The 23,117-nt window shown below is 39.1% G+C and carries 18 protein-coding genes and 1 tRNA gene; 7 read left to right on the top strand and 12 right to left on the bottom strand.

Annotated elements, in window-relative coordinates; translation table 11 throughout:
• Nucleotides 1-3: 3 nt before the first annotated feature.
• The 3 genes from EHQ52_RS13720 to EHQ52_RS13730 are packed head-to-tail and all read right to left on the bottom strand — an operon-like array spanning nucleotide 4 to nucleotide 2,572.
• Nucleotides 4-609 carry a TetR/AcrR family transcriptional regulator gene (locus EHQ52_RS13720; RefSeq protein WP_135615779.1) on the bottom strand — a complete coding sequence of 202 codons (606 nt, stop codon included), beginning with the start codon at nucleotides 607-609 and terminating at the stop codon, nucleotides 4-6.
• A 28-nt stretch (nucleotides 610-637) separates the two neighbouring features.
• Complete coding sequence (locus EHQ52_RS13725; RefSeq protein ID WP_135615780.1) at nucleotides 638-1,888, bottom strand: MFS transporter; 1,251 nt, start codon at nucleotides 1,886-1,888, stop codon at nucleotides 638-640.
• Between the two features lie 3 nt (nucleotides 1,889-1,891).
• Nucleotides 1,892-2,572 (bottom strand): biliverdin-producing heme oxygenase, encoded by a 681-nt coding sequence (locus tag EHQ52_RS13730; protein ID WP_135615781.1) that lies wholly within the window; start codon nucleotides 2,570-2,572, stop codon nucleotides 1,892-1,894.
• Nucleotides 2,573-2,854: 282 nt separating this feature from the next.
• Here EHQ52_RS13730 and EHQ52_RS13735 point away from each other — a divergent pair, with 282 nt between their 5' ends.
• Nucleotides 2,855-4,201, top strand: a complete 1,347-nt coding sequence (locus tag EHQ52_RS13735) for a Fic family protein (RefSeq protein ID WP_135615782.1) — start codon at nucleotides 2,855-2,857, stop codon at nucleotides 4,199-4,201.
• Nucleotides 4,202-4,206: 5 nt separating this feature from the next.
• Here EHQ52_RS13735 and EHQ52_RS13740 read toward each other — a convergent pair whose 3' ends face one another.
• From EHQ52_RS13740 to EHQ52_RS13750, 3 genes are all read right to left on the bottom strand, one after another.
• Nucleotides 4,207-5,259 carry a serine/threonine protein kinase gene (locus EHQ52_RS13740; RefSeq protein ID WP_135615783.1) on the bottom strand — a complete coding sequence of 351 codons (1,053 nt, stop codon included), beginning with the start codon at nucleotides 5,257-5,259 and terminating at the stop codon, nucleotides 4,207-4,209.
• A gap of 58 nt (nucleotides 5,260-5,317) precedes the next feature.
• Nucleotides 5,318-6,004 carry a hypothetical protein gene (locus tag EHQ52_RS13745; RefSeq protein WP_135615784.1) on the bottom strand — a complete coding sequence of 229 codons (687 nt, stop codon included), beginning with the start codon at nucleotides 6,002-6,004 and terminating at the stop codon, nucleotides 5,318-5,320.
• Between the two features lie 82 nt (nucleotides 6,005-6,086).
• Entirely contained in the window at nucleotides 6,087-7,910 is a 1,824-nt protein-coding gene (locus EHQ52_RS13750) for a motility associated factor glycosyltransferase family protein (RefSeq protein ID WP_135615785.1), read from the bottom strand.
• A gap of 75 nt (nucleotides 7,911-7,985) precedes the next feature.
• Between EHQ52_RS13750 and EHQ52_RS13755 the strand changes: the two genes are divergently transcribed.
• The 3 genes from EHQ52_RS13755 to thiH are packed head-to-tail and all read left to right on the top strand — an operon-like array spanning nucleotide 7,986 to nucleotide 12,708.
• Nucleotides 7,986-10,769: a chromosome segregation SMC family protein gene (locus EHQ52_RS13755; protein ID WP_135615786.1), complete on the top strand. Its 2,784-nt coding sequence runs from the start codon at nucleotides 7,986-7,988 to the stop codon at nucleotides 10,767-10,769.
• Nucleotides 10,770-10,778: 9 nt separating this feature from the next.
• Nucleotides 10,779-11,591 (top strand): thiazole synthase, encoded by an 813-nt coding sequence (locus EHQ52_RS13760; RefSeq protein ID WP_135615787.1) that lies wholly within the window; start codon nucleotides 10,779-10,781, stop codon nucleotides 11,589-11,591.
• Nucleotides 11,572-12,708: a 2-iminoacetate synthase ThiH gene (gene thiH, locus EHQ52_RS13765; protein ID WP_135615788.1), complete on the top strand. Its 1,137-nt coding sequence runs from the start codon at nucleotides 11,572-11,574 to the stop codon at nucleotides 12,706-12,708. The genes EHQ52_RS13760 and thiH overlap by 20 nt, the downstream gene beginning before the upstream one ends.
• Before the next feature lie 3 nt (nucleotides 12,709-12,711).
• Here the strand turns inward: thiH and EHQ52_RS13770 are convergent, their stop codons facing one another.
• From EHQ52_RS13770 to EHQ52_RS13780, 3 genes are all read right to left on the bottom strand, one after another.
• Nucleotides 12,712-12,999 carry a Cys-rich protein gene (locus tag EHQ52_RS13770; RefSeq protein ID WP_135615789.1) on the bottom strand — a complete coding sequence of 96 codons (288 nt, stop codon included), beginning with the start codon at nucleotides 12,997-12,999 and terminating at the stop codon, nucleotides 12,712-12,714.
• A 23-nt stretch (nucleotides 13,000-13,022) separates the two neighbouring features.
• Nucleotides 13,023-13,096 (bottom strand) — tRNA-Met (locus tag EHQ52_RS13775).
• Between the two features lie 123 nt (nucleotides 13,097-13,219).
• A complete protein-coding gene (locus EHQ52_RS13780; RefSeq protein ID WP_135615790.1) occupies nucleotides 13,220-14,467 on the bottom strand; it encodes a hypothetical protein in 1,248 nt (415 codons plus the stop codon).
• A 319-nt stretch (nucleotides 14,468-14,786) separates the two neighbouring features.
• Here EHQ52_RS13780 and glnA point away from each other — a divergent pair, with 319 nt between their 5' ends.
• On the top strand, nucleotides 14,787-16,208 hold the full coding sequence (gene glnA, locus EHQ52_RS13785) for a type I glutamate--ammonia ligase (protein ID WP_135615791.1): 1,422 nt from the start codon (nucleotides 14,787-14,789) through the stop codon (nucleotides 16,206-16,208).
• Nucleotides 16,209-16,308: 100 nt separating this feature from the next.
• Here the strand turns inward: glnA and EHQ52_RS13790 are convergent, their stop codons facing one another.
• Entirely contained in the window at nucleotides 16,309-17,067 is a 759-nt protein-coding gene (locus tag EHQ52_RS13790) for a hypothetical protein (protein ID WP_135615792.1), read from the bottom strand.
• 308 nt (nucleotides 17,068-17,375) lie between these two features.
• Here EHQ52_RS13790 and EHQ52_RS13795 point away from each other — a divergent pair, with 308 nt between their 5' ends.
• Both EHQ52_RS13795 and EHQ52_RS13800 read left to right on the top strand, forming a co-directional pair.
• Complete coding sequence (locus tag EHQ52_RS13795) at nucleotides 17,376-19,223, top strand: alginate export family protein (RefSeq protein ID WP_244244892.1); 1,848 nt, start codon at nucleotides 17,376-17,378, stop codon at nucleotides 19,221-19,223.
• Nucleotides 19,224-19,453: 230 nt separating this feature from the next.
• On the top strand, nucleotides 19,454-20,860 hold the full coding sequence (locus tag EHQ52_RS13800) for a cytochrome c biogenesis protein CcdA (protein ID WP_135615794.1): 1,407 nt from the start codon (nucleotides 19,454-19,456) through the stop codon (nucleotides 20,858-20,860).
• A gap of 147 nt (nucleotides 20,861-21,007) precedes the next feature.
• Here EHQ52_RS13800 and EHQ52_RS13805 read toward each other — a convergent pair whose 3' ends face one another.
• Both EHQ52_RS13805 and EHQ52_RS13810 read right to left on the bottom strand, forming a co-directional pair.
• Nucleotides 21,008-21,970 (bottom strand): prolipoprotein diacylglyceryl transferase, encoded by a 963-nt coding sequence (locus tag EHQ52_RS13805; protein WP_135615795.1) that lies wholly within the window; start codon nucleotides 21,968-21,970, stop codon nucleotides 21,008-21,010.
• Between the two features lie 71 nt (nucleotides 21,971-22,041).
• Nucleotides 22,042-23,058, bottom strand: a complete 1,017-nt coding sequence (locus tag EHQ52_RS13810) for a M23 family metallopeptidase (RefSeq protein WP_135615796.1) — start codon at nucleotides 23,056-23,058, stop codon at nucleotides 22,042-22,044.
• Between the last annotated feature and the right edge of the window lie 59 nt (nucleotides 23,059-23,117).

Consider the following 23,117-nt stretch of genomic DNA (forward strand, 5'->3'; position numbering starts at 1 on the left):
GTCCTATTCCTTATGATCCAAAATTTGTATTAGAAATTTATAAAAGTTCTCAACGGGTTCCAAAGAGCCCATTGCTCTACCTACAAGTAGAGCTCCTCTCCAGGAGGATTCCAGAAACAGAGCGAATTCTCTATCCGAGCTAGCAATATTCAATTTTTTGAATGATCTCGCTTTCTGGATGACGGCTACAAGTTGCTCTAAAGCGGCATCAAAATATTTTTTAAGAGGTTTTTGTACGGAAGTTTCAGAGTGTCCCAACTCCTGACCGAATACATTGACTAAACAGGAGACATCTTCTTTCAGTAGTTTTTTCTCTAGTTTAATCCTTTCTTTATATAAATTCAAAAGAGAAAAGATTGGATCTTCCTTTGTCTTTTGAAGGATCTTTTCATTCCATAAAATTGCATTTTCGGAATAATATTCCAAGGTTTCGGAGGCAAAGTCCTGCTTGGTTGGGAAATAATTATAAAAGGAGGCCTTTGGGATTTCGGCCTCATCTGCGATTTCTTGGATACCTGTTGCGGAATATCCGAATTTACGAAAACGATCAATACCTTTCAGGATAAGAGTATGCCTCTTCTCCTTTGCAGATTCAGCACTAATTCTCATACAAAATTAATACGACCGAATGGTCGTATTAATCAAGTCTTTTTTCTTTTTCTAAAATTTTAGATAGTAGGGGAAGAGTTCCTAAAACCAGTAAAACTTCCAAGGCTCCATATAGAATTCCTGTGAATTCAAGGCCGGAGGCCCTGTCGTATATACTGCTGAAGGTTTCTTGGGCGGAAATGGAAACCAAAGGTCCTAAAAGAAATCCCAGGGAGCCGAGTCCAGTGAATACAGTCATCACACTTGCGTTAAAACCGCTGGGTGCAAGTGAAGAAGCAAGTCTCATCGCAGGCACATACATGATCCCTGCACCAATTCCGCAGGCTATCATAGATAAATATAACCCTGAAGAAGTGTTTAAGAAACCAGTGCTTGCTTGCGCGATCCCATAAATGAAAGAACCGATCCAAACTAAAGAGATGGAATTCCATCTTCTGGAAAGAAGTGCAGCAGGAAGAGATAATACACTCATGAGAAGGAACATAACTCCGAAAAGCCCACCTACTTGGCCCGGAGAAAATCCTAGATCTTCTCTTAAATGTAAATTTAAAGAACTTAAAAAATAACCTACAGTGAATCGATCTACAAAATGAAAAGCGATCGGAACAAGTAATAAAGGAGAAAGTGATAATGCTGCTTTTGTTTTTTGCCAGCCTTCCCATTCTAATCTTTTAAGATTACCTTCTTCTAAAAGAAAGAAAGACAGAATTCCCAAAACTAAAAGAATGAACCCTCCTACAAAAAATGGAAGTAGTGGATTTTTATTCCCTAAAAATCCAAGAGATTGTCCGACTCCTCCTCCTAATGTAAGAAGTGTTCCACCTAATCCAAATAAAATTCCTTTATTATAAAAACTAGATGTTTGGTCCTTCTCCTTATCTGAAATACAAGTGAGAAGCAGACCTATCACGAAAATATGTGCTCCTCCCTCCAAAAATCTCAAAACAAAAAGTGAAGAGATATTTGGCATAAACGGGAGAAGGGCGAGCAAAAACGCATCCAATATAGCAAAAGTTCCGATTAATTTTTTTCTGGTCCCTAATTTATCCGATAGCCATCCTGCTAAAGGTGAAAATAAAAAAGAACCAAACATCGCGGAACTTTGGAACCAGGCTACTCCGTATCCGGTTCCACCCAATCTATCTTTTATGATCTCTTTATATACCGGCACGATCATCGTAACCGGAAGCATTGCTAAAAATATAAAGGATAATGTGATCCAGGGAAAAGAATCCGCCCTCAAAGAGGAGGATTCTTTTTTGGCAGATACTTTTAACAAAAATCAGTGCCTCGCAGGACTTGCTAAAACTTCTTCAAATTTGGCTTTGCCTATAGAGGTGATCAAGGTTTCTTCTAACTCGTCGAAAATTTTTCCGTTCAATTTGAAAACTTCGTTAGCCTCTTGAACTATTTTTTCTTTTTCAGAATCAGAGAGAGAAAGAGAATCTAAAGTAGTTCTATATTTATCTTTGAAATCTTTGGGACTGGAAATTTCAGGAAACTCATAAAAGTCCAGACCTGATGTTCCTTCTATCCCTAAAGCTTTAGCAGCTACTCTTTTTAAGATCTGTCCGCCGGAAAGATCTCCTAAATAACGAACATAACTGTGAGCTACTAATAGTTCTGGAGAGGTATTTGCAGTTTCTCTAATATGTTTTACGTAGGCTTCTGTAGCTGGTGTAGTTTTCGGAGAATGTCCTGGTTGGAAAAAATGTGCCAGATCCTTTTCGATCATCCCTTTTCTGTATAATTCTGGGAATCTGATCTTTCCTACGATTGGATGGTCTTTTTTATTTTCCAACTCTTCTTCCATCGCTGCATACACGAAATAAAAAGATTCCAAATGTTTGGCGTAACTTTTGGGTTCTAGTACTCCTTTCATAAAGCAGCGAATGAATGCGTTGTTTTCTGCAATGGTATGAGATTCGGAGGTTCCGTCTCTTAATGCTTGGGCTAGGCTCATGGGGTTTCTCCTGACAATACTGTGACAAATGTCTAATTTTAGGTTTGAGAGTCAATCTCAAAAATGAGAAAAAAGGAGAGGATAGGCAATCTTGAAATCAAAGTTCCTGAAAATTTGTAGTATCTTCGACAAGTGGAGGAGGAGGTGGAGGAATTTGCGGTTTATATCATGCATATTCTGAATTGATACTTTGAAATGAAAATTTGGAAGTTTCTCTGAAAAAGAGAAGTATTAACGTTTAAATATAATTGTTTCTCACTTTGAAATGACGATTTTATAAATATGTCCGTTTTCGAAACGATTCAGCGAATCAACGACTTAAGATCTGAAATTGATGAATTAAGACCCATCCCGCCAGAAATTATTGATCGGATCATGCGAAAATTCCACTTGGATTGGAATTTTCACTCGAATAGCATTGAAGGGAATTCACTTACTTTCGGAGAGACAAAGGCTTTTTTATTGCATGGTCTTACTGCGGCTGGTAAACCTTTAAAAGATCATTTAGATATCAAAGGTCATAAAAAAGCGATTGATGAGTTGGAGGATTTTATTAGATCCAATTCGCAACTTACCGAATTCACTTTGAAAGCTTGGAATAAGTTATTATTGGTCGAGCCTTTTGAACAAAGGATAGAAGATGCTAATGGCAATGTGACTGTTCGGAGAATAAATCCGGGTGTCTATAAGAGTTTACCTAATTATGTAGTAACTGCAACTGGGGAAACTCATTACTTTACAGATCCTATTAAAGTTCGCGATGAAATAGAAGCTCTTTTGGTTAGGTATGAAAAAGACTCGAAAGATGACTTGTTACATTCGTTAATAATTGCATCTCGTATACATTATGAATTCATTAATATCCACCCTTTCGATGATGGAAATGGCAGACTTGCTCGCATTTTAATGAATTTAGTTCTAATGAAAAATGGATTTCCTCCTGTAGTTGTCCGAGTGGAGGATAAGCCGAATTATCTGAGAGCTTTGCAGCAGGCGGATAGTGGAGATTTTGAACCTTTCATTGACTATATTGGACAACAACTAATAAAATCCTTAGAAACAATGTTAAAAGGTGCTAAAGGAGAAAATATTGAAGAACCGAGCGATTTAGATAAAGAAATTCAACTTGTATTAAAGCAAATTGAAGAATCTAAAAAGGATATTGTAAAGGCTAAGAAGGGGGGGCAATATTTACTTTACACATTTAGAAATACGATATTCCCATTACTACAGCAGCTCGAAAAAACTGTTTATAAATTTCATGAATTCTTTCATGAAATTGAAATAGAATCGATTATTAACTTTTATGTAGGGCACCAGAAATCATTTACTGATGTTATAAGTTTCATAGACTGGGTAAATCAAAACGAACGAGGATTGGATCAGATTAGATCTTTTATTTTTATAGGAAGATTGAAAGGATATAAACACTCAATAAAAAGCGGAAACGATCATACTTTCTCTTTAAATTTTAGATTTAACGACTTTAACTATGAGATAGAGACTGGAGCCGGTGAGAAAAAAGAAATTGGATTGTATGACTCCAAAATAGAGCCAAGGAGAATAAATGAAATTTGTCAGGACATGGGGAGAGGAATATTAGATTTTGTTAAAAACATTTCGCAATAGAAAGCCTAATCCTCCATATCCCAAAAGAAATCCTTGTTCGTAAGTTCAGACTCTTCCGTTTTGACAAAGGAATTCCTACCATCTTCTTCCGAAGAAACAGGAAGATCCGAACCTAATCTTTCCAGGTCCTGAGTCTCTCTTTCCCAATATTCTTCTGTTCCGAAATGAGGAAATGCATTTGGGAAAGAAGGATCTTCCCAACGTTTTGCAATCCATGCAGAATAATGAATATAACGCAAACCTCGCAAAGGTTCTACCAAATCGAACCAAGAGTGCCGAAATTCCCTGAACTCTCTGTAGCCAGCCAAGAAGATCTCTCTTTCATATTCAGACGCTGAGTCACCAAAAGGAAGAAGCATCCAAAAATCCTGAACTGCAGGTCCAGTCACAAAATCGTCGAAATCTATAAAGCAGAGCCCGTCTGCGGTTTGTATTAAATTTCCTTTATGGCAATCTCCGTGGATCCTATGGAATGGCATATCTTTGGAAGCTTCGGAGAATGAGTTAAAAATTCGATTAGCGGCTTCCTCATATCTTTTCCAGAGATGTGGGGGTAGGAACTCCTTCTCTTTTAGGAAACATAGTGGTTCCTCTCCGAAATTTCTGAGATTATATTCGACCCTATGTCTTGCCGGTTTAGAGGCTCCAATATTATGGATCCTCGCGAGTAATCTTCCAGCTTGGATTAAATTTTGCTCGTTTAGCTCTTCTACTAATCTTCCTTTTTGGAGCGGCCAGATCGTATAATAAATTCCTTTTGTTTCTCTGACGGTAACTCCGTTTTCTAAAGGTAAAGGAGCTACAACTGGGATCTCTCCTTCTTCCAGCTCTTTTAGAAAGGAATGTTCTTCTAATATTTGATCAAGAGTCCAGCGCGCAGGGCGGTAAAATTTTACTACAAGTCTTCCGCCCTCTTCTAAGCCAACATCATAGACTCTATTCTCTAAACTGTTTAATGCTAGGCAATGACCGGAAACTGAAAATCCAGCATCTTCTACCGCTGATAAAACGGAATCTATATCGAGTCTATTATAGAATTCTTTTCCTGGGATTTCCATTATCGATAGTATTTGAAAATAGAATTATAAAAGCAAGATTCTAATTCTATTAGATAATTTATGAAATCACATCAATAGCTTCTAATTTTTGCCAATGCCTTGTTAGAACTAGAAAGCCTATGGTATATATGAATGTGAGGATTATGAATACAAAGGGTATCAAATATTGATTCGATGTAGCTAGGATCGATTTCGATAATAAAAAAATACCAGGTATTAGAAATAGAATGAATAAATGTAAAAAACTCTTTTTATTTGAAAGCAAAAGTATGAAATGATATATGAGATCTTTGATTCCTCTGCTCCCGAGAATGATTGCGGCACCTCCTTGAAAAAATACAAAAAAGAAATCCGAGGCCAATGAATTCAGGGCCAGTATGAACTCAGAGTTCGCATTTACAACAAGCATGCTTATTATTCCAGTAAATATGGAACCAAGGAGCATTCTTAGTAGAATGTAGATAATAGCGTAGATTGATAGAATTCCAAAAATCTTTCCAAAAGAAATTTCTCTGTCTAGATTTTTGTGAAGCGTCAATTGTATTAGTGCCTTTAAATAAAAGAAAATAAAGGGTAATGGAAATGAAAGGGCAAAAGGAATAACGTAAAGGTTCCCTTCCCCGTAAACAGCTTTAGTAAAAATATCGGAAGTTATGAAGAAAATAAATCCTAGCAATAGTGGAAAAGAGATAAGTAAATACTTATTTCTAATCGCTTCTGAAAAAACTTGTTTGTAATCGTTCATGAATAATTTACTCTAAGGCTTGTGTGAATCTTCTTGGTATTTTGCAAATTTTATTAAATCTGGCAAGAAAGTAAATAGACTGTTAGTCTCCCGCGAGTAACTTTCTTCTTAAACCAGTAAACTCTTTCAGGATCGCGCCCAAGAATAATTCTTTTTTGCGGTCTTCGTCTAGTTTATCTTTATGGCGGAGAATATACACTTCTGTTTTTCGGATTAAATATCTTAAGTCTTCCCATTTTCCCAATGTATTTTTGAAAAGAGAAAGTAGATCTGCATAAACTTCTTCTTTTTTTTCCGGTTTAGAAAATTCGTTTTTGATCTTATCTATCGTTTCTAATAATTCTTTTTTAAAATCTGCAGGAGATCCTACCAGAATTTCCTGGATCAATTCGGGTTTCCAAGCGGGAAATTCTTTCCAGAAGTATTGATGGTTCTGGAATCCATTTAGGATTTGAGTTGCTTCTTCCGGTCCTATGTTCTTCGCGTTTTCTATTTTGGCACCTTGGGTATTTACATTATAAACTGGAAAGTCCAAGGAATTAGAAGATTCTTCAAACCAATGTCTGTATAAGTCTAGTACATAATCCGTTAATACTTCTCCGCCAGTGACAGATGGAACATATCTTGTGTCCCTTTTTCGAACTACTGCTTCATTGATTTTTTCTAAACTTGTTTTTCTAGTAAGTAAGGTAAGCCATTTTTCGTTATGATGGGTCCCAGTAGAATGGATCTCTCTGCCTGAATAAGCCAAATCCTGTCCCACTAAAAAGCAGGGTTGACATCCGAGACTTCTTAATAAGTCGAATGCAGTTGTTGCAACACTTCCACCGGATTGAACATCTCCAATTGAGCCGAGGAGTGATTCTGCACTGGAACTTCCTGCAGTTGCTTCTCTTTTTAATTCTCCGGAGGCATCTACCAAATATTTTGCAGTGATACTATGGACCACTGACCTAAATTTTAGATTTCTTAATATAGGAGGAGAGCTGACTAAGTCTGCAAATAATGGGATTTGTGATGTATCTTCCCCTAAAAAATGGAATACAGAATGAGTTTGAGCATCTAATGTCATTACTCCATCTGGTATGATCCCGTATTTGAGTAATACCTTGAGAGAAGTATCACAGGACATTACAAAAACCTTATCTCTGATACTTTTGATCCATTCACATTGCCTGCGTAAGTTTGGTCCTGCAGATACAAGTAGGGAAGGTGTTCCGTTAAATTTTTCTTTTAAGGATTCTATTTTAGTTCTAGGACTTGGTGGTGATAAAAAATTTGCAGTGTTTACAAGAGAGTTTCTGACCCAAATTCTTTCGAATTCAAATTTGGTAAGTAGATCGCTCATCTTAGAAGATAAAATTTTTCGAAGTCTTATATCCGTTTCTGCATAGAACATTTCTTCTAAGGAAACACTTGCTGCATTCCTGAGGATTCTAATGCCTGAAACTCTTTCTACAGGGAGCGATTCCAAATAATTCCAAAGAAGAGAAAGTGAATTTTCTCCTAAGAACAAATGTCTTCCTGGGACTTCCATCACTGGCTGCAACCATTCTCCCCAAAGGGGAAAGAGCAGATCCCTGTCCTTATCTATGAGTAATAAAATTTGTCCCGGTTCTAATTTGGATTCTACCTCTCGGATCAAATGTGGATTCCCGAGCCCTAAAACTGCGACTAGATCTGTGGATTGAATGGAAACCGAATCTAATTGTCGTTTTGCCTGGGTAAAAGGAGAAACTGAACTTGCTAATGCTCTCCCTTTTTTGGAGAGAAAGAACTCATTTTGGTTTTTTGCCGCTTCCAGTCGGAACTCCAACATTTCTGTGGGAGGATTTTGGAAATACAGGCTGAGATAGGGCTTTTTCCCGAATATTTCTCTTGTTTTTTCCGGGAGATCGTGGGACATAATACTCCTAAGCATTCCAGAGTCCGCCCGATTCTGGTCACTTGCAATCAATTTCCCAAAGAAACACAAAAATACATGTATCTCAAAAGCCTGAATATTGTTGGATTCAAGACCTTTGCGGACGAGACAGAAGTTCTCCTCGATCCGGGATTTACCGCAGTTGTAGGACCTAATGGTTCCGGAAAATCGAATATAGTCGACGCTTTAAAATGGGTCTTCGGCGAAAAATCCGCCAAAGGTCTTCGCGGTGATAAGATGGATGATGTCATCTTTCACGGTTCAGAAGCTCGTAAGCCTGCGGGTTTCGCAGAAGTCAGCGTAATTTTCGATAATTCTTCCAAACTTATCAAGATGGATTATCCAACCATCAAATTGACCCGCAGATTATACGCGGATGGAAATAACGAATATTTAATAAACGATTCTCGTGTGCAGCGTAAGGAGATTGAAAAGATCCTGCTCGATACTGGTATCGGAAAATCAAGTTATTCTATCATGGAACAAGGAAAGGTAGATCGTATCCTTCATTCCAAACCGGAAGAGAGAAGACTGATCTTCGAAGAGGCCGCAGGTATTTCCAGATTCAAAATGGAAAGACAAGAGGCTCTCAAAAAACTTTCCGACACCAACCAAAACCTTCTTCGTATCCAAGACATTATGAATACAATGAAGAAGGAGATGGAAGTTAAGGAAAAACAAGCAGAGAAGGCAGAAGAGTATTTTAAACTCAAACAAGAGCTGGATGAGACTGATAAGATCATCCGTTACATTAAATTTTCTACTTTGACTAAGAAGCATGAGACTTCTGAGAATGAATTAAAAGAAATTAAAGAAAAGAACGTAGTCCTACTTGAAAGAATTTCTGCGGAAACTGGCAGGATCGAAGAGTTAGATCATCATAAGTCCGACTTAGAGAAAAAGGTCGCAGAGATTGACAAAAAACTTTTGGATCATCTCACCCAAACCCAGATCCAAAAGGACAAGGTTGAGAGCAATAAAGGTATTATTCTAGATTATTCTGATCGTATTTCAGATATTAGAGAGTCCTTAACTAAGGAAGAATCTGCTCAAAGTCTTCTACAGATCGATAAAGAAAAATTCGAAAAAGACGCAATTGATCTGGAAGGAGAAAGTAAATCCTTAGAGCTTGGAATTGAAGAACTTCGTAAAAACAAAACTGAGATCGAAGCAAAGATTGAAGCAGAGAATACTTCTATCCAAGAGAAGGAAACTAAAATTCTCTCCAATGACAAACGACATGTGGAGCTGAGAGAAAGGCTAAAAGAAGTTATCTTCGATCTAATCTCTCAATTAGAATCCCGCAAAAAAGAAGCCCAATCCACAGAAGAAGAAAGAAATCGTCTGAAGGAACTCCTACTGGGAGAAGCAGATCGTATTCATTCTGTAGAAACAGAACTTAAAACCGCTTTAGATTCGTATACTGGAGAAGAGACTAAAAATAAACTCTCTTACCTCGCAGGAAAACTAGAAACTGAAAAGTTCAGATCTCAATTGGGAGAATATTTCTCCTTAGAAGATAGTATCCGCAGTTTATTATTCGATAGAGATGGATTTTTATCTCAGAAAGAAGGTTTAGACCAAGAGATAGAAGATCTGATCTTAGAGAACGAAAATCTAACTCGTTCCATCAAAGAATCCGGATTGGCCATTGAATCTCTCCGAGAAGAAGCAGAGAATATCCGTGAAAAAATCGTATATTTAGAAAAACGGATCTTGGAGTTGAACTCTGAGAAGAATGCTAAGTTAGAATCCGCTAAGTCTCTTACTGTAAGGATAGAAGAGACCCAAAAAAGGATTATAGCAGCTCAAGAATCTATCAAAACGCTCGGTGTTAAAAAAACAGAATTCGAAAAAGAAGTGATCGAACTAGAACAACAGATCGAGAACAGATACAATGAATTTTTGGAAATGAGCCGTGCTTTAGATTCTGAAAAAGAAGCACTTCGTAATATTGTAAAAGAGATCCAAGGTCTTAAAAACGAAATCCAGAAAAACCAAGAAGATTATAAGAACTTATTCCCAATTTTAACCGAAAAGGAAAAAGCAGTCTCCGTTTATAAGGTCCAATTGGAATCTTTCTCAGAAGAATTGTATAATGATTATTCTATTTCTGAGCAGGAACTTGCTGACGAGTTCAAAGATAGAAAGCCTGAAAAAGGGGAAAGTGAGACAAAACTCAAACGTTTGAAGTCCGACATCCAGATGCTCGGTTCTATCAATCCTCTTTCTATCGAAGAATATAGGAATGTAAAAGAGATCTACGAACATCATCGCACTCAAAAAGAAGATATCGAAAGATCTAAAAATGATATCACTGAGATCCTGAAAAATATCAACGAAGAGTCTGAAAAACTTTTCAGAGAAACATTCGAGAGGATCAGAGAAAATTTCCAGGAAACATTCTCCACTCTGTTTAACGGAGGAAAAGCAATGCTTGAACTCGTGGACGGAGAAGACAGCCTAAACGCTGGTATCGAGATTATGGCAGAGCCTCCTGGCAAACATGTCCAAAACTTGAGATTGCTTTCCGGCGGGGAAAAATCCTTAACTGCAATCGCGCTATTGTTTGCGATCTATATGGTAAAACCTTCTCCATTCTGTTTCTTGGATGAGATAGATGCTGCACTCGACGAGGCGAATAAACTTCGTTTCTGCCAAATCTTGGATAAGTTCAAGGACAAGTCTCAGTTTGTAGTAATCACTCACGCTCAGTCTACGATACATAGGGCAAATTCCATTTTCGGAGTCACAAACGAAGAGCCTGGAATTTCTAAAATTATCAGTTTGAGACTGGACGAAGCTAGAGATTTTGCTGGAAGAGTGACCGAAGCAGTATAATCTGGAATCGTGGTAGAATCAGACGATCTAATCATCGCAGGCAGAAGGTTCAAATCCAGGCTGTTTTTGGGCACTGGCAAGTTCTCTTCTGGCTCTGCTTTGGAACAAGCAATCCATTCTTCTGAAACGGATATAGTGACTGTTGCTCTGCGTAGAGTTGATCTGTCCTCAACTGAAGATGATATTCTCACCAAGATTGACCGGGAAAAAATATTACTTTTACCTAATACAAGTGGCGCAAGAGACGCAGAAGAAGCTGTCCGACTTGCAAGACTTTCCAGAGAACTGGGTGGAGGCGACTGGGTAAAACTAGAAGTGACTCCTGATCCAGTTTACCTTCTTCCTGACCCGATCGAAACCTTGAAAGCCGCAAAGATCCTTGTTAAAGAAGGATTTAAGGTTTTACCTTATATAAACGCAGATCCAATTTTATGTAAACATTTGGAAGAAGCAGGATGCGCTACAGTTATGCCTTTAGGTTCCCCGATCGGAACCAACCAAGGGATCCGTACCTTGGCAAATTTAGAAATTATCATAGAACAATCTAATGTGCCGGTTGTCGTGGACGCGGGGCTTGGTCTTCCTTCTCACGCCGCGCAAGCAATGGAATTGGGAGCAGATGCGGTCCTTGTAAATACTGCAATTGCAATCGCAAAAGATCCCGCAAAAACTGCATACGCATTCAAACTGGCAACGGAAGCAGGAAGAATTTCCAGATTATATTCCAATTCTGGATATTCCATATCCAAAAAAGCAGCAGCTTCCAGTCCTCTTACTGGATTTTTAGAAGAAGAATCTAGAAATGTACACGGAGTTATTTGATAAAATCTCCTTCTTAGAAGCGAAGGAAAGAGTATTATCTAAATCTAAATTAGATATAGAATCAGCACTTCATAGTTCCCATTCCGGAAAACCACTTAATTTTGAAGAATATTTATCCTTATTAAATCCTTTAGCCGATCCTTATTTGGAAGAAATGGCAGAGTGCGCTCTGGGTTGGACCAAAAAAAGATTTGGAAATACGATCTCTCTTTATATGCCAATGTATCTTTCCAATGAGTGCAGATCTTCATGCGTTTATTGTGGATTCAGTTTTGAAAATAAAATTCCCAGAAAAACTTTAAATGAGTCTGAGATCCGGGCCGAGTCGGAAGTCCTATATTCGAAAGGGATCAGACATCTTCTAATATTAACTGGAGAAGAATATTCTATCACAAATATAGAATATTTGAGATCTGCTATGGCTATCTTAAAATCTTATTTCGACTCTATCTCCATAGAAATTTATCCTATGGACCAGGAAAAATACGAGGTATTGATTGGAGAAGGAGTCGAAGGTCTTGTTGTCTACCAGGAGACTTATGATCCGGAGGTCTATTCCAAATATCATCTGCGTGGAATGAAAAAGAATATGAGATACCGACTGGATGCTCCTGACAGAGGGGGTCTTGCTGGTTTCAGACGTATGGGAGTCGGTGCATTACTTGGACTTTCTGATCCGTATGGAGAAATGTTCCGTTTAGGAGAACATGCATATTACCTTTCTAAAAAATATTGGAGAACTACAATCCAAATCTCTCTTCCTCGCATGAGACCCGCAGAAGGTGAGTTTGATAAGGCTATATTTGTTTCTGATAGAGAGTACGTTCGGTTCTTATTTGCACTTCGACTTTTTTTACCTGATAGCGGACTTGTTCAATCCACAAGAGAATCTATTCGTATGAGAAATCATCTCGCAGGAATGCCTATCACTCATATGTCTGTCGAATCCAGGACGGATCCTGGAGGTTATTCAGGTGGAGAGGAATTAAAACAATTCGAGATAGAAGATACTAGAAAGATCGAAGAATTTACTGAGATGTTAAGGAAGAAGGGACTGGATCCAGTCTTTAAGGATTTCGACCGGGCATTTTTTCAAGTACCCGATCGAATTGGTTAAGGATTATTTTTTACCTTTATAACCGTCTACCAAGCAGCTATTAAAAGCTGTACATTGGCCTGAATGAGTTTCATAACAAGAAGTAACTGCTGAATAATTTTTGCGGCAGGTATTTAAACAGCCAGCTCCCACTTTTTGTTTATCTGCAGCGCTAAGCTTTTTTTGGCCTTCTACACAGTTTGTATAAAAATCACAGATCTGGTTGCATGCTTGGCTTTGAGCGGAAACCGAAGAGAATCCGGTGAAAACCGTAGCGAGCAAGATTAGGGTTGCGAGGATTGTTTTTTTCATAGATGTGTTTTCTCCAAAGGACCTAGCGACGCAGGGATTCGAACCCCGGACCTGCGGATTATGATTCCGTTGCTCTAACCAGCTGAGCTACGTCGCCGTTATTCCTAGGAAATACCTTAAAAGGTATTTACCGGTCATTTTTTTTGAAATACCGGCCTTGTCAAAGATTTCTCTCCGGGAGATTAGAAACCTTTCCTAGGCTAAACTGGCCCTATATTCTTTAGTCAGACCTTTGTCCGATTAGAATGTTCCAGCTTTCGGGTGTTTTTCCGTTCCCTTTTTGTTCGGAATTTGGTAAATTTTTTCTTTCTAAGAGAAGATTTTCGAGGCGAGTCTGTAATGTTTTTCCTAAATTTTCCCACTCTGATATTAGCTCTTCTGGAAAGGAAAGTTTAGAATGAGAATCTATATGGGAGAGAAGGTCAGGGATCAGTTTTTCCTCTATCTCCTTCTTCCTGAGTTGGAAATGTTCGGATAGATCTTTTTGAGAATGTGAATATTCTTCTTCTAATCTTTTGAGAAGGTATCTGTCTGTTCTGCCTGAATATTTATCTAGCAAATGGACGACCTTTTCTTCAAAGATCGCTTCCATTCCTATATCTGTTTTAGGATGAAATTCTTTCTCAGTCCATTCTTTCAATTTATTTAATATATCTTTGTGTTGGGGTCTTTCTTCTATAAAGCGAGAAACTAATTCTTCGTAAGCTTCTGCAAGAACACAAGAGAGTATCAAAAGTTGTAGTCCGAATGAAAAATAGATCTTCGGTTTAAAAATAAATCCTTTCTCAGATTCAATTTTTCCAAAGGCAGATAATAGGGAGAAGTATTTGGAATCTGCTCTTTTAAATAAAAACTTTTGGATTGAGACTTCTAATTCGGAAGAAGAGTTGGATACTAATTCGTATTCGCTGATCTCTCTGATATCTGTCAAAGATCCTACAAAAAAAGCCTTAGCTAAGGAGAAAGAGGAAGAATATCTTTTTCCATTTTCTCTTCTTCCCCATAATTTTTTTTCTAATAGTAGAGAATTTGAATGTTTCTCTTCTTCTTTCCAAACAATCTCAGGGATTGAATGGATCTCTTTTTCGAAAATTTTACTTAGTAACTCTTCGCATTTTTCTATTTTTTCTAAAACATGAATATAAGAGTCTGTTAAGCTTTTTCCTTCCGAGGTCCAGAAGCATAGTTTATTTCCGAATAATACAGGAGGGAGTAAATAGGAGAAGATAACTGAATTTGGGATCTCCACATGAGTATGAACCGAATAAGAGGGAAGGGTAGAAAGTAACCCGGAAGAGGGAACCCATTTTTCCAACGGTACTAGATAGTATTCTTCTGCTCCATTTTCCTTTGCCCATGCCAACACAGATTGAAAATATTCTTTAGAGTTAGGGATTCCTGTTTGGGTATCTCTCCCGTCTGAGAAAGAAAGTTCGGATGGACTAGGCCATTTGGCAAGGGTCTGCATGGTTTCTCCCATGATTATATTTTGAGCGTAGTGTACCAAACTAGCGCAAGACAAAGGTCAGATAGATACAAAACCTTAGGGTTTAAAATTCTATCGAATCCGCCTATTCGGAGTTTTTTACTGATTGCCTCAGGTTCAAGGATTTTTAGCCTGAGCATGGACTGCTTTTCAAGGGGCTCCTTCTTTTTTTATTGGGAGAGAAGATACTTGCAAGATGGGTATTAGGATTTGGCACATCTCTTGCATAAGCTTAAGCAGGACACGCTTTCCGCGTGCGAATTAGAGACCCCTAGTACAAAGATATAGGAGATAAGTATCAATGGCGAAAAATGCCGCAGAAGTGATCGCTTTCGCAAAAGCGAACAAGATTCTTTTCTACGATTTCCGTTTTACGGATATTAAAGGAGCTTGGCACCACGTTTCTTACCACGTAGATTCAGTAGAAGAAGACACTCTAAAAGGACTTCCTTTTGACGGTTCTTCCATCCCTGCTTGGCAGCCGATCCATAAATCGGACATGCAGTTGATCCCTGACCCAACTTCCATCTTTTTGGATCCGTTCACTGCAGACCCTACTCTTGTAGTATTCTGCGATGTTTGGGACATCTATAAGAACCAAGCTTACGAAAAATGCCCTCGTTCCATCGCTAAAAATGCGGTGAAATACCTGAAAGATACCGGGATCGGCGACACTGTATATTTCGGACCAGAAAATGAATTCTTCCTTTTCGACGGTTTGAAAGTAAGAGACGCGATCAATATCCAATACTATGAATTGGAATCTTCCGAAGGTATTTGGAACTCTCACACAGATATGCCAGGTTCCATCAACACTGGACACCGTCCAGGAACCAAAGGTGGTTACTTCCCAGTAGCTCCAGTGGATTCTCAAGTGGATCTTCGTGCTGATATCGTTAAAACTCTTCATAAGATCGGAATGGAAACTTTCGTGGTTCACCACGAGGTTGCTCAGGCTCAAGGAGAGATCGGAGTTAAATTCGGAACTCTTATTGAAGCAGCTGATAACGTTCAAAAACTGAAATATGTTGTTAAGAACGTAGCTCACAAATGGGGAAAAACTGCTACCTTCATGCCTAAACCTCTTTACGGAGACAACGGTAACGGTATGCACTGCCACCAATCTATTTGGAAAGATGGCAAGAACCTATTTGCAGGAAACGGATACCAGGGCCTAAGCGAGCTTGCTCTTAACTATACTGGTGGTGTATTGAAGCACGGAAAAACTGTAGCTGCTTTCACTAACGCTTCTACTAACTCTTATAAGAGACTTCTTCCAGGATTCGAAGCTCCTGCGATCTTAGCTTACTCTGCTCAGAACCGTTCCGCTTGCGCGAGAATTCCGTTCGTTAGCGGTGAAAAAGCTAAACGTGTTGAGTTCCGTTTCCCAGATTCTTCTGCGAACCCTTATCTTGCATTTGCAGCATTGCTTATGGCAGGACTTGACGGGATCCAGAACAAGATCGATCCGGGACCACCTCGGGAAGAAGACTTGTTCGAACTTTCTCTGGATGAGATCCGCGAGAAAGGAATCCAACAAATGCCTCACACTCTTAGAGAAGCAGTTGAGCATATGTTGGCTGGTAAAGAAATTTTCAAAAAAGGAAATGTATTTACTGAAGAGTTCATCCAAACCTACAAAGCTTACAAATTCGAAACCGAAATTTGGCCTTGGGAAGGACGTCCTCACCCATTCGAGTTCCTTACTACTTATTCTTGCTAATCGTAAGAATTCAGTATGGATTAAAAAACCCCGAGAGATTTCTCGGGGTTTTTTTATGGGCACGCAGAGACGCTGAGCCGCAGAGAGGTGTGAGACTTAGCTAAGGTATCTGATCTAGATTTGGTTTATCTGCTTCTGGGTATTTTGCCAGATAGGCGCCCACAGTTTCTCTTTTTTTAGTCAGCCTTTCTCTATGATCTGAAATGATCTGCCCAAAATCCAATTTGCCTGTGATGATCTCATATCTTTCTGTTTCTATAGTTCCTAGATCCAGATCATAATCGATCTCAGAAGCCTGGTCGGCGTATTTTCTGGAAGCTTCCCAATAAGGAATGGCCTCTTTATAGAATGCGTCAGCTACCTCGAAGGATTGTTTTAGCTCGTGTGCAAAATCCAAATTATAAAAATATAAATGTCTTTTATCGAATTGAGAAGCAATCCTCATATAGGATCTCATGATTTGCAAATTCATATGCATAAAGATCAGGAGTCTATATTTATGATATTCTTCTTCGTTAGTTACTCTGCAGAGTGCGTTTCTTGGATGGCGAAATCTTTTTTGTAAACCAGCTTTTAGGAAGAATATATTCCTTCTAAGTTCATTTTCTTTATAATGAAGTTTGAGGCCATACATCTCATAATAATCTTCTAAAAACTTTGGCTCCCATTTATGGAGTTTATAAGGAACCCAGTCGGAAAACTTGGTATATACGCCATTCTTCTCGTATTCATAATTATAATCTAGATCTGGTTCCGTGCTAATAGAGACAGGAATTGGATTCAAATTTTGTAATATAGGGGAGAAGAGCAGAAAGACTAGGGTGATAGCTCTGGCTATGTGTTTTGTCTTTCTAAGCATTCTATCTTATTCTATCGGCCTTTCTACACAATCCTGGACGGAAAAGAAGTTTCGGAACATTCTACTTTAACAGAGGGAATGCCGATTTGTCATATTAAATGAGGAATTTTGGTTTCAAAAAGCGACCAAGGATTAAAAAATATTAGAAAATATCAAATAAATTGTTTACAAAATCTGTTAAACTCCGATTTATATCCGCTATATTGGATTTTAATCCAAAATAAGGGACTCCCTATATGTTAAAAAATACAGTTACGAGCCGACAGAGTCGGAACAAAAAATATTCACTCTTGCCAGTCCGACTCTTTTTGTCTTTCGGACTTTTAGGATTAGGGACCCTTTGGGCCCAAGGCGCAGAGCCTTCTAAGCCAGCAGATACTGTGACTCAGGCTGAGCCTACTCCAGTCAAGCCTACTGCTACTGAAGAGAAGACTACTGCTCCTTCTACCCAAACTCCTGCTGCTAACGCGGATACTAAGGACAAAGATAAGGAGAAGGATAAAATTCCTGCTGCTCCATATAAAAGTCCTTGGAAAGGTAAGTTAGATGGGGAATTGCTTGGAACTTTACTCTTAACTCCTGAACACCAAGATTCAGTTAAAAAAAGTTCTAATCTTTGGATCACTGATAACCTTCGTTTTGGTTTGCAGATCCGTCCTAGATTCGAAAATTTTAATAACCAAGATTTTGATAAGTCCACAAGTGATTCCAAGAACTACGTTACGCAAAACAGCCAGTTCTGGACTCTTTTAGATATCAATGAATCCTTTGCGGTAAAATTGACCATCCAAGATACTCGTCTGTATGGACAATATAAAGACCCAAGTGGAACTGGATACGGTCCAACTTCTTTTACAAATTCTATCGGAACAGCATATGCTCCTGGTAGCCAGGTCCCAGTAAAAAATAATACTGATATCCGAGAAGCTTATGTGATCTGGAAAGATTTTCTTCCTTATACAAAATTGTATTTAGGTCGTCAGGTCTTCTCTTATGGAGATTCCAGGATCATAGGTGCTCGTAACGATAGCCAGATCGGTAACTCTTTTGATGGAGTTAGAGTGGCCTTCGATACTAAGACTTGGTCTACTCATGCTGGTTATACTGTTCTTGCAGAAGAGAGTAATGGTCCTAACGGATTTGTAACTGCAAATAGCCAGAAAGTTGGTGGAGCAAAATCTCTTAACGATACATATCTTGCTTTCTTATACAATACTTGGAAACCTTCTGAAGAGTTAGTGTTAGATATTTATGAGATTGGTGTTATCAAAAAGTATAATACTACTACAGCTACTGGTCCTCTTGTAGATCCAAACGAAAGAACAAACGGTAGAGACAATTTATTCACAACCGGTATTCGTTTGAGTAACAGAACAGCTTCTGGCAGAAGTCTTCCTGCAGGAAAATCCTGGGACTGGGGTTTAGAATACGCAGCCCAAACAGGAAGTACTGGCCAAACAATAGATGCTTCTTGGGATACTCTGAATACTCAAATCGGATCTGGAACAAACAAACATGCCGCTTACAAGGAAACTGTTCAGCATGACGCATCCTTCTTCTTAGCTCAAACAGGATATAACTATAAAGGTTTCCGTGTGGGAGTTCAATTTGCAAGAGCTTCCGGGGATCCGAATAGAGCTGACGGAAAATCCGCAACCTGGGATCCTTTATTTGCTACAAGATCCGGTGGATTCCCTTATTTCGATTCAGGGAACGGTATCGCAAACGCTGCTTTCTGGGCGAACGTAAGAACTTCTTCCATTCATCTTCAATATTATGATGATACCTGGGGAAGATTCATTTTCGCAATTTACGATATTCGCAAGGACAAAGTCCAAGACGCTTGGTATGACGGTAACAGGAACGCGGTTACAGGAAGCTCAGGATTCGATGCAAACGGAGATTTCCTTGCCAACAAAACTGTTACAGGAAGCACCGAAAACTATGCCAATAATCCCTTCCTGAAAAATTGGCAACCTGGACACAGACTTTTGTTAGAATATGACCTGATTTATATCAAGAAGGTCAATGATTACTTCTCTATTTGGGCGGGAGCTACTGTTCTTTACGCTGGAGACGCGATCAAAAACCAAAAACAATTCAATATCGATAGAAATAGTACCTATTTCTCACTCACACTTCAGTTCGCCATCTGAGGTAGATCCTTCTCGAGCCCGGTCTTTTTTTAGAAAAGGATCGGGCTTTTTCTCTCCTTTCTCCCATTCTAACTCGTCCAAACAAGTACGGACCAAATCTAGGGTGTCACCGATCCGGGAATTCAGGATTGACCATACTTTTAGAAATCGCAACTTGGTTTCGAGGTAATGGAACCGATAATGAATCTTAGGAGAAAGACAAATCCTATTTGGGTCTAATCGTTCATCTCATGAAGAAAATTCGGATCCTTCTCTCCTCAATGTTTGGCCTAAGAGCCGGACTTCTAATATTCTTCTTTTTCCTAACTAGCTCCTTGCAAGCCCAGTCCCAGGTAGTTTCTGAATCCTGGATGTCTTCTCTCAACAAATGGTTGGAGACGGGAATTTCAGGCTCAGAGTTCGGATTTCATTCCGCAATTTTCCTGATCCTGGGTGGACTTTGTGCAAGTCTTCTTCCTTGTGTTTATCCTTTGTATCCAATCACGGTCGGGATCATACAAGCAAGGGGAGAAACCGCTACGAACAAAATGTTCCATCCTCTGGTGTATTATGCTGGGCTTGCTTCCATGTATTTTTGCTTCGGACTCGTGGCCGGAGTTTCAGGCGGCGCATTTAATACTGTTCTAAGATTTCCGGGAACAAATTTATTCTTAGCCGTAATTATCTTTTTATTGGGACTTGCTTCATTAGGAATTTTGCATTTACCAATTTTTCCCGTGAAAGAATGGAAAGGATGCCAAGGCTGGAAGGGAACTTTCCTTCTGGGAATGGGAGCGGGTTTTTTATCTTCTCCTTGTGTTGGTCCGATCGTAGTTGCGATTCTCATCCAAGTAACTGCTGGAGTCCAAAGTATTAGTGCTTATTCTTTAGCGGTTTCCGCATTCAAGATGGCGCTATTCGGACTCGGTTTAGGATTGCCGTTTTTATTTTTAGGTGTATTTGGACTTTCTCTTCCTCGTGGAGGAAAATGGACTAGATGGATTCAGATCGTTCTAGGATTTGTGGTCTTCTACTTTGCTTGGTCTTATTATAATAAGGCAATGCAATTATGGTCTGTTCCTACTGATTTGAGCCTTGGGATCTTGGCTGCTTCTCTAGGAGTTTTGGCCACAGCATATTTTTACCAGTCAACATCACTTCTTCGCACAGAAAGAATGAAGAAGGCATTACTTCTTACTGGACTGATTTGTTCTAGCGCGATCCTGATCCGACTTGCAGGCTGGGGAGTTGTTCCTGGCGTTATCAAGAAGGATCTTGTAGAAGAGCATGGAAATCTAGAGTGGCATAGAATTTCTGATACAGCATTCGAAACTGCTCGGAGCGAAGATCGTTTGGTATTCGCAGATTTTTATGCAGATTGGTGTTCTAATTGTAAGGCCTTCGAAGAATTGACCATCTCTGACCCTAATTTAAACCAAGCTCTTGGTAAAACTATTCTTCTAAAAATTAAGGACGATGATAAGGATTTTCTAATATATGAGAATGATCCTAGATTTCCTGAATTAAAAATCGGGCTTCCATTCTTTGTGATCTTCTCTTCCGATGGGAAGGTTCTTTTTAAAACTACGAATTATTTGAATACTGCAGATATGATCAGAACGATCAAAGGTGAGAAGTTCCACGCCTCAGGTGAATAGCTCAAAGGGTTCGCACAGAGCACACGGAGAACGCAGAGATAAGTTTGTTAGAGTTCCTATATTACAATCTTATAAACTTGCAACTTGGAGTAAAAACAAAACCCTCTGTGACCTCAGTGCTCTCCGTGCGAAATAGTTTTCATAACCTTAAGCTGGGACTGGTTCCTTCTCCCATAGTTTCCATTTCACTAAGAAATATAGACCAACCAGTATGATCGCGATCGATACATACTGAGATTGAGAAAATCCGTGCCAGTAATATCCATTTAAGAAGGTAGTGGTTTCTCCGTTCACTCCTGGAATGTTTGCTTGGATAGGAGGATCAAAGAATGGGATCACTGCCTTATTCACTCTTAAGAATTCTATCGCTAATCTTGCAAGTCCATGTAAAACTAGATACTGAGCACCTAAGCTAAACTTTTTGAAGTTTTGGAATCTCGCCCATTTTTGGAAGTACATGAAGAATAGAAAAGATACTGCTGCTTCCATGACCGGAGTATTCCAAACTGGAACACCACTTGGAACTGCGCTTGTTGGCCAGTAGGTGAATGTTAAGAGAGGAATATGCTGGTGAGTTGCAAATCCATAACAACCATCTCCTGAAACAAAACATCCCAATCTACCGATTGCATAACCTAATGCCATGCTTGGAATTGTAGCGTCCAAGTAAGCTTTTACATCCAATTTGTTTTGGATCATGTATAAGCTGATGAATAAGATCCCAAATAGGAATCCTCCATAAAATACCAAACCGCTTCCGGAGAATAAACTGGACCAAAGCCCAGGACGACCAGGAAAGCCGTAAAAATGTGTGAGTGGATACAGGTATATTCCGTCAAAACCAGGAGTATCTACGAAAATCTGGTCCCAGATCTCGAATATAAAAAATATCTTAGCACCTACGAATGTTCCGAAAACTCCTAAGATCAAAAGCCAATCTGCATGAGATGGTTCTAATTTTCTTCTTTCAAGTTCTTTTGGTAGAAGATAGGAAGCCGCTAAGAATGCGATGACTACTAAAATGCTGAATGTGGAAATTCCTTCCCAATCGCTGCTGATCGTGGCTTGAACGAGTCGTTTTAACCAATCGATTTCTATGACTTTATACATGGTTCCTTCTTTGGATCTTTTTTCCCTTATATTCGTTCCCCGAATCGGGAAAGTTTCGGAGAGATTAAAATTTATTCCATATTTACGAATTCTGCAGGGTCCATAGGAGGATCATAACCTATATGGACTTCGTAATGTACGTGAGGCCCTGTGGCCTTTCCTGTGGATCCTACATTACCTATATGCTGGCCTCTAGTAACTAATTGTCCTTTTTCTACAAAGACTACGGAGCAGTGTCCATACACTGTATAAAATCCGTTCAAGTGATTGATGCGGATACTTTTTCCGAGTCCACCTGCAGATTGTCCATTATCTTCTATCACGCCTGGAGCAGTTGCATAGATAGGAATTCCTTCGCCTGCAGCAAAGTCTATACCTGAGTGGAACTCTCCCATCTCTACTAAACCAAATGGATCCACTCTTCCTCCAAAGGTAGAAGTCACAAATCCTACTCCAGGTTTTAAAGGGCGACCTCTTGGCATCGCGTATAGAATGGATTCTCTTTCTTCCAAATAATCAAAAGCGTTTTGGAAGGCATGTTTTATCTTGTATAATTCAATATTTCTTTCTGCAAAACCTTCGACTGTATCGGAATATAAATCCATGTTAGTCGAAGATTCTGGAACATTCTTTTTCAAACTAAACTCAGGTACATAATCGAAGGTGAGAATTCTTTTCCAGGGAACTTCTTCCCAAGCGACTAGATTTAACTGCTCCGTCTTTCTTTCTAATCCGGAAATTTCTTTCTTAGCGTCTTTGAGAAGAGAGTTATAATAAAGAAATAGCCCGACATTATTGTCAGTCTCTCTGATCAACTCCCGATTTGGTACAAAGAAGAAGTTCATGTACACCACAAATGCACTTGCGAGCAGAAAAAGTAGGACAGAAAGTACTCCTAAGAATGCGGCCATGAAGACACTTAGCTCCACGTTCAGCACTGCTTCGTGATCGTGAGGTACAAGCAAAAAAGAAATTTTGCGAGAGCCTTTTTCTTTGATTTTTAGCCAGGAAGAACGTAGGCGAAGATACTTGATCTTCAGCCTTTCTGCGGCTCTGGGGCGGTCTTCGAACTTTGCCTCGTTGTTCATAGATTTTTACTTGCAGGTAGGGGTCCGACGGGGATTATAGGACTTAACTATCCCATCAT

The sequence above is a fragment of the Leptospira koniambonensis genome, from assembly GCF_004769555.1.
In the GTDB taxonomy this organism is placed as follows: Bacteria; Spirochaetota; Leptospiria; order Leptospirales; family Leptospiraceae; genus Leptospira_B; species Leptospira_B koniambonensis.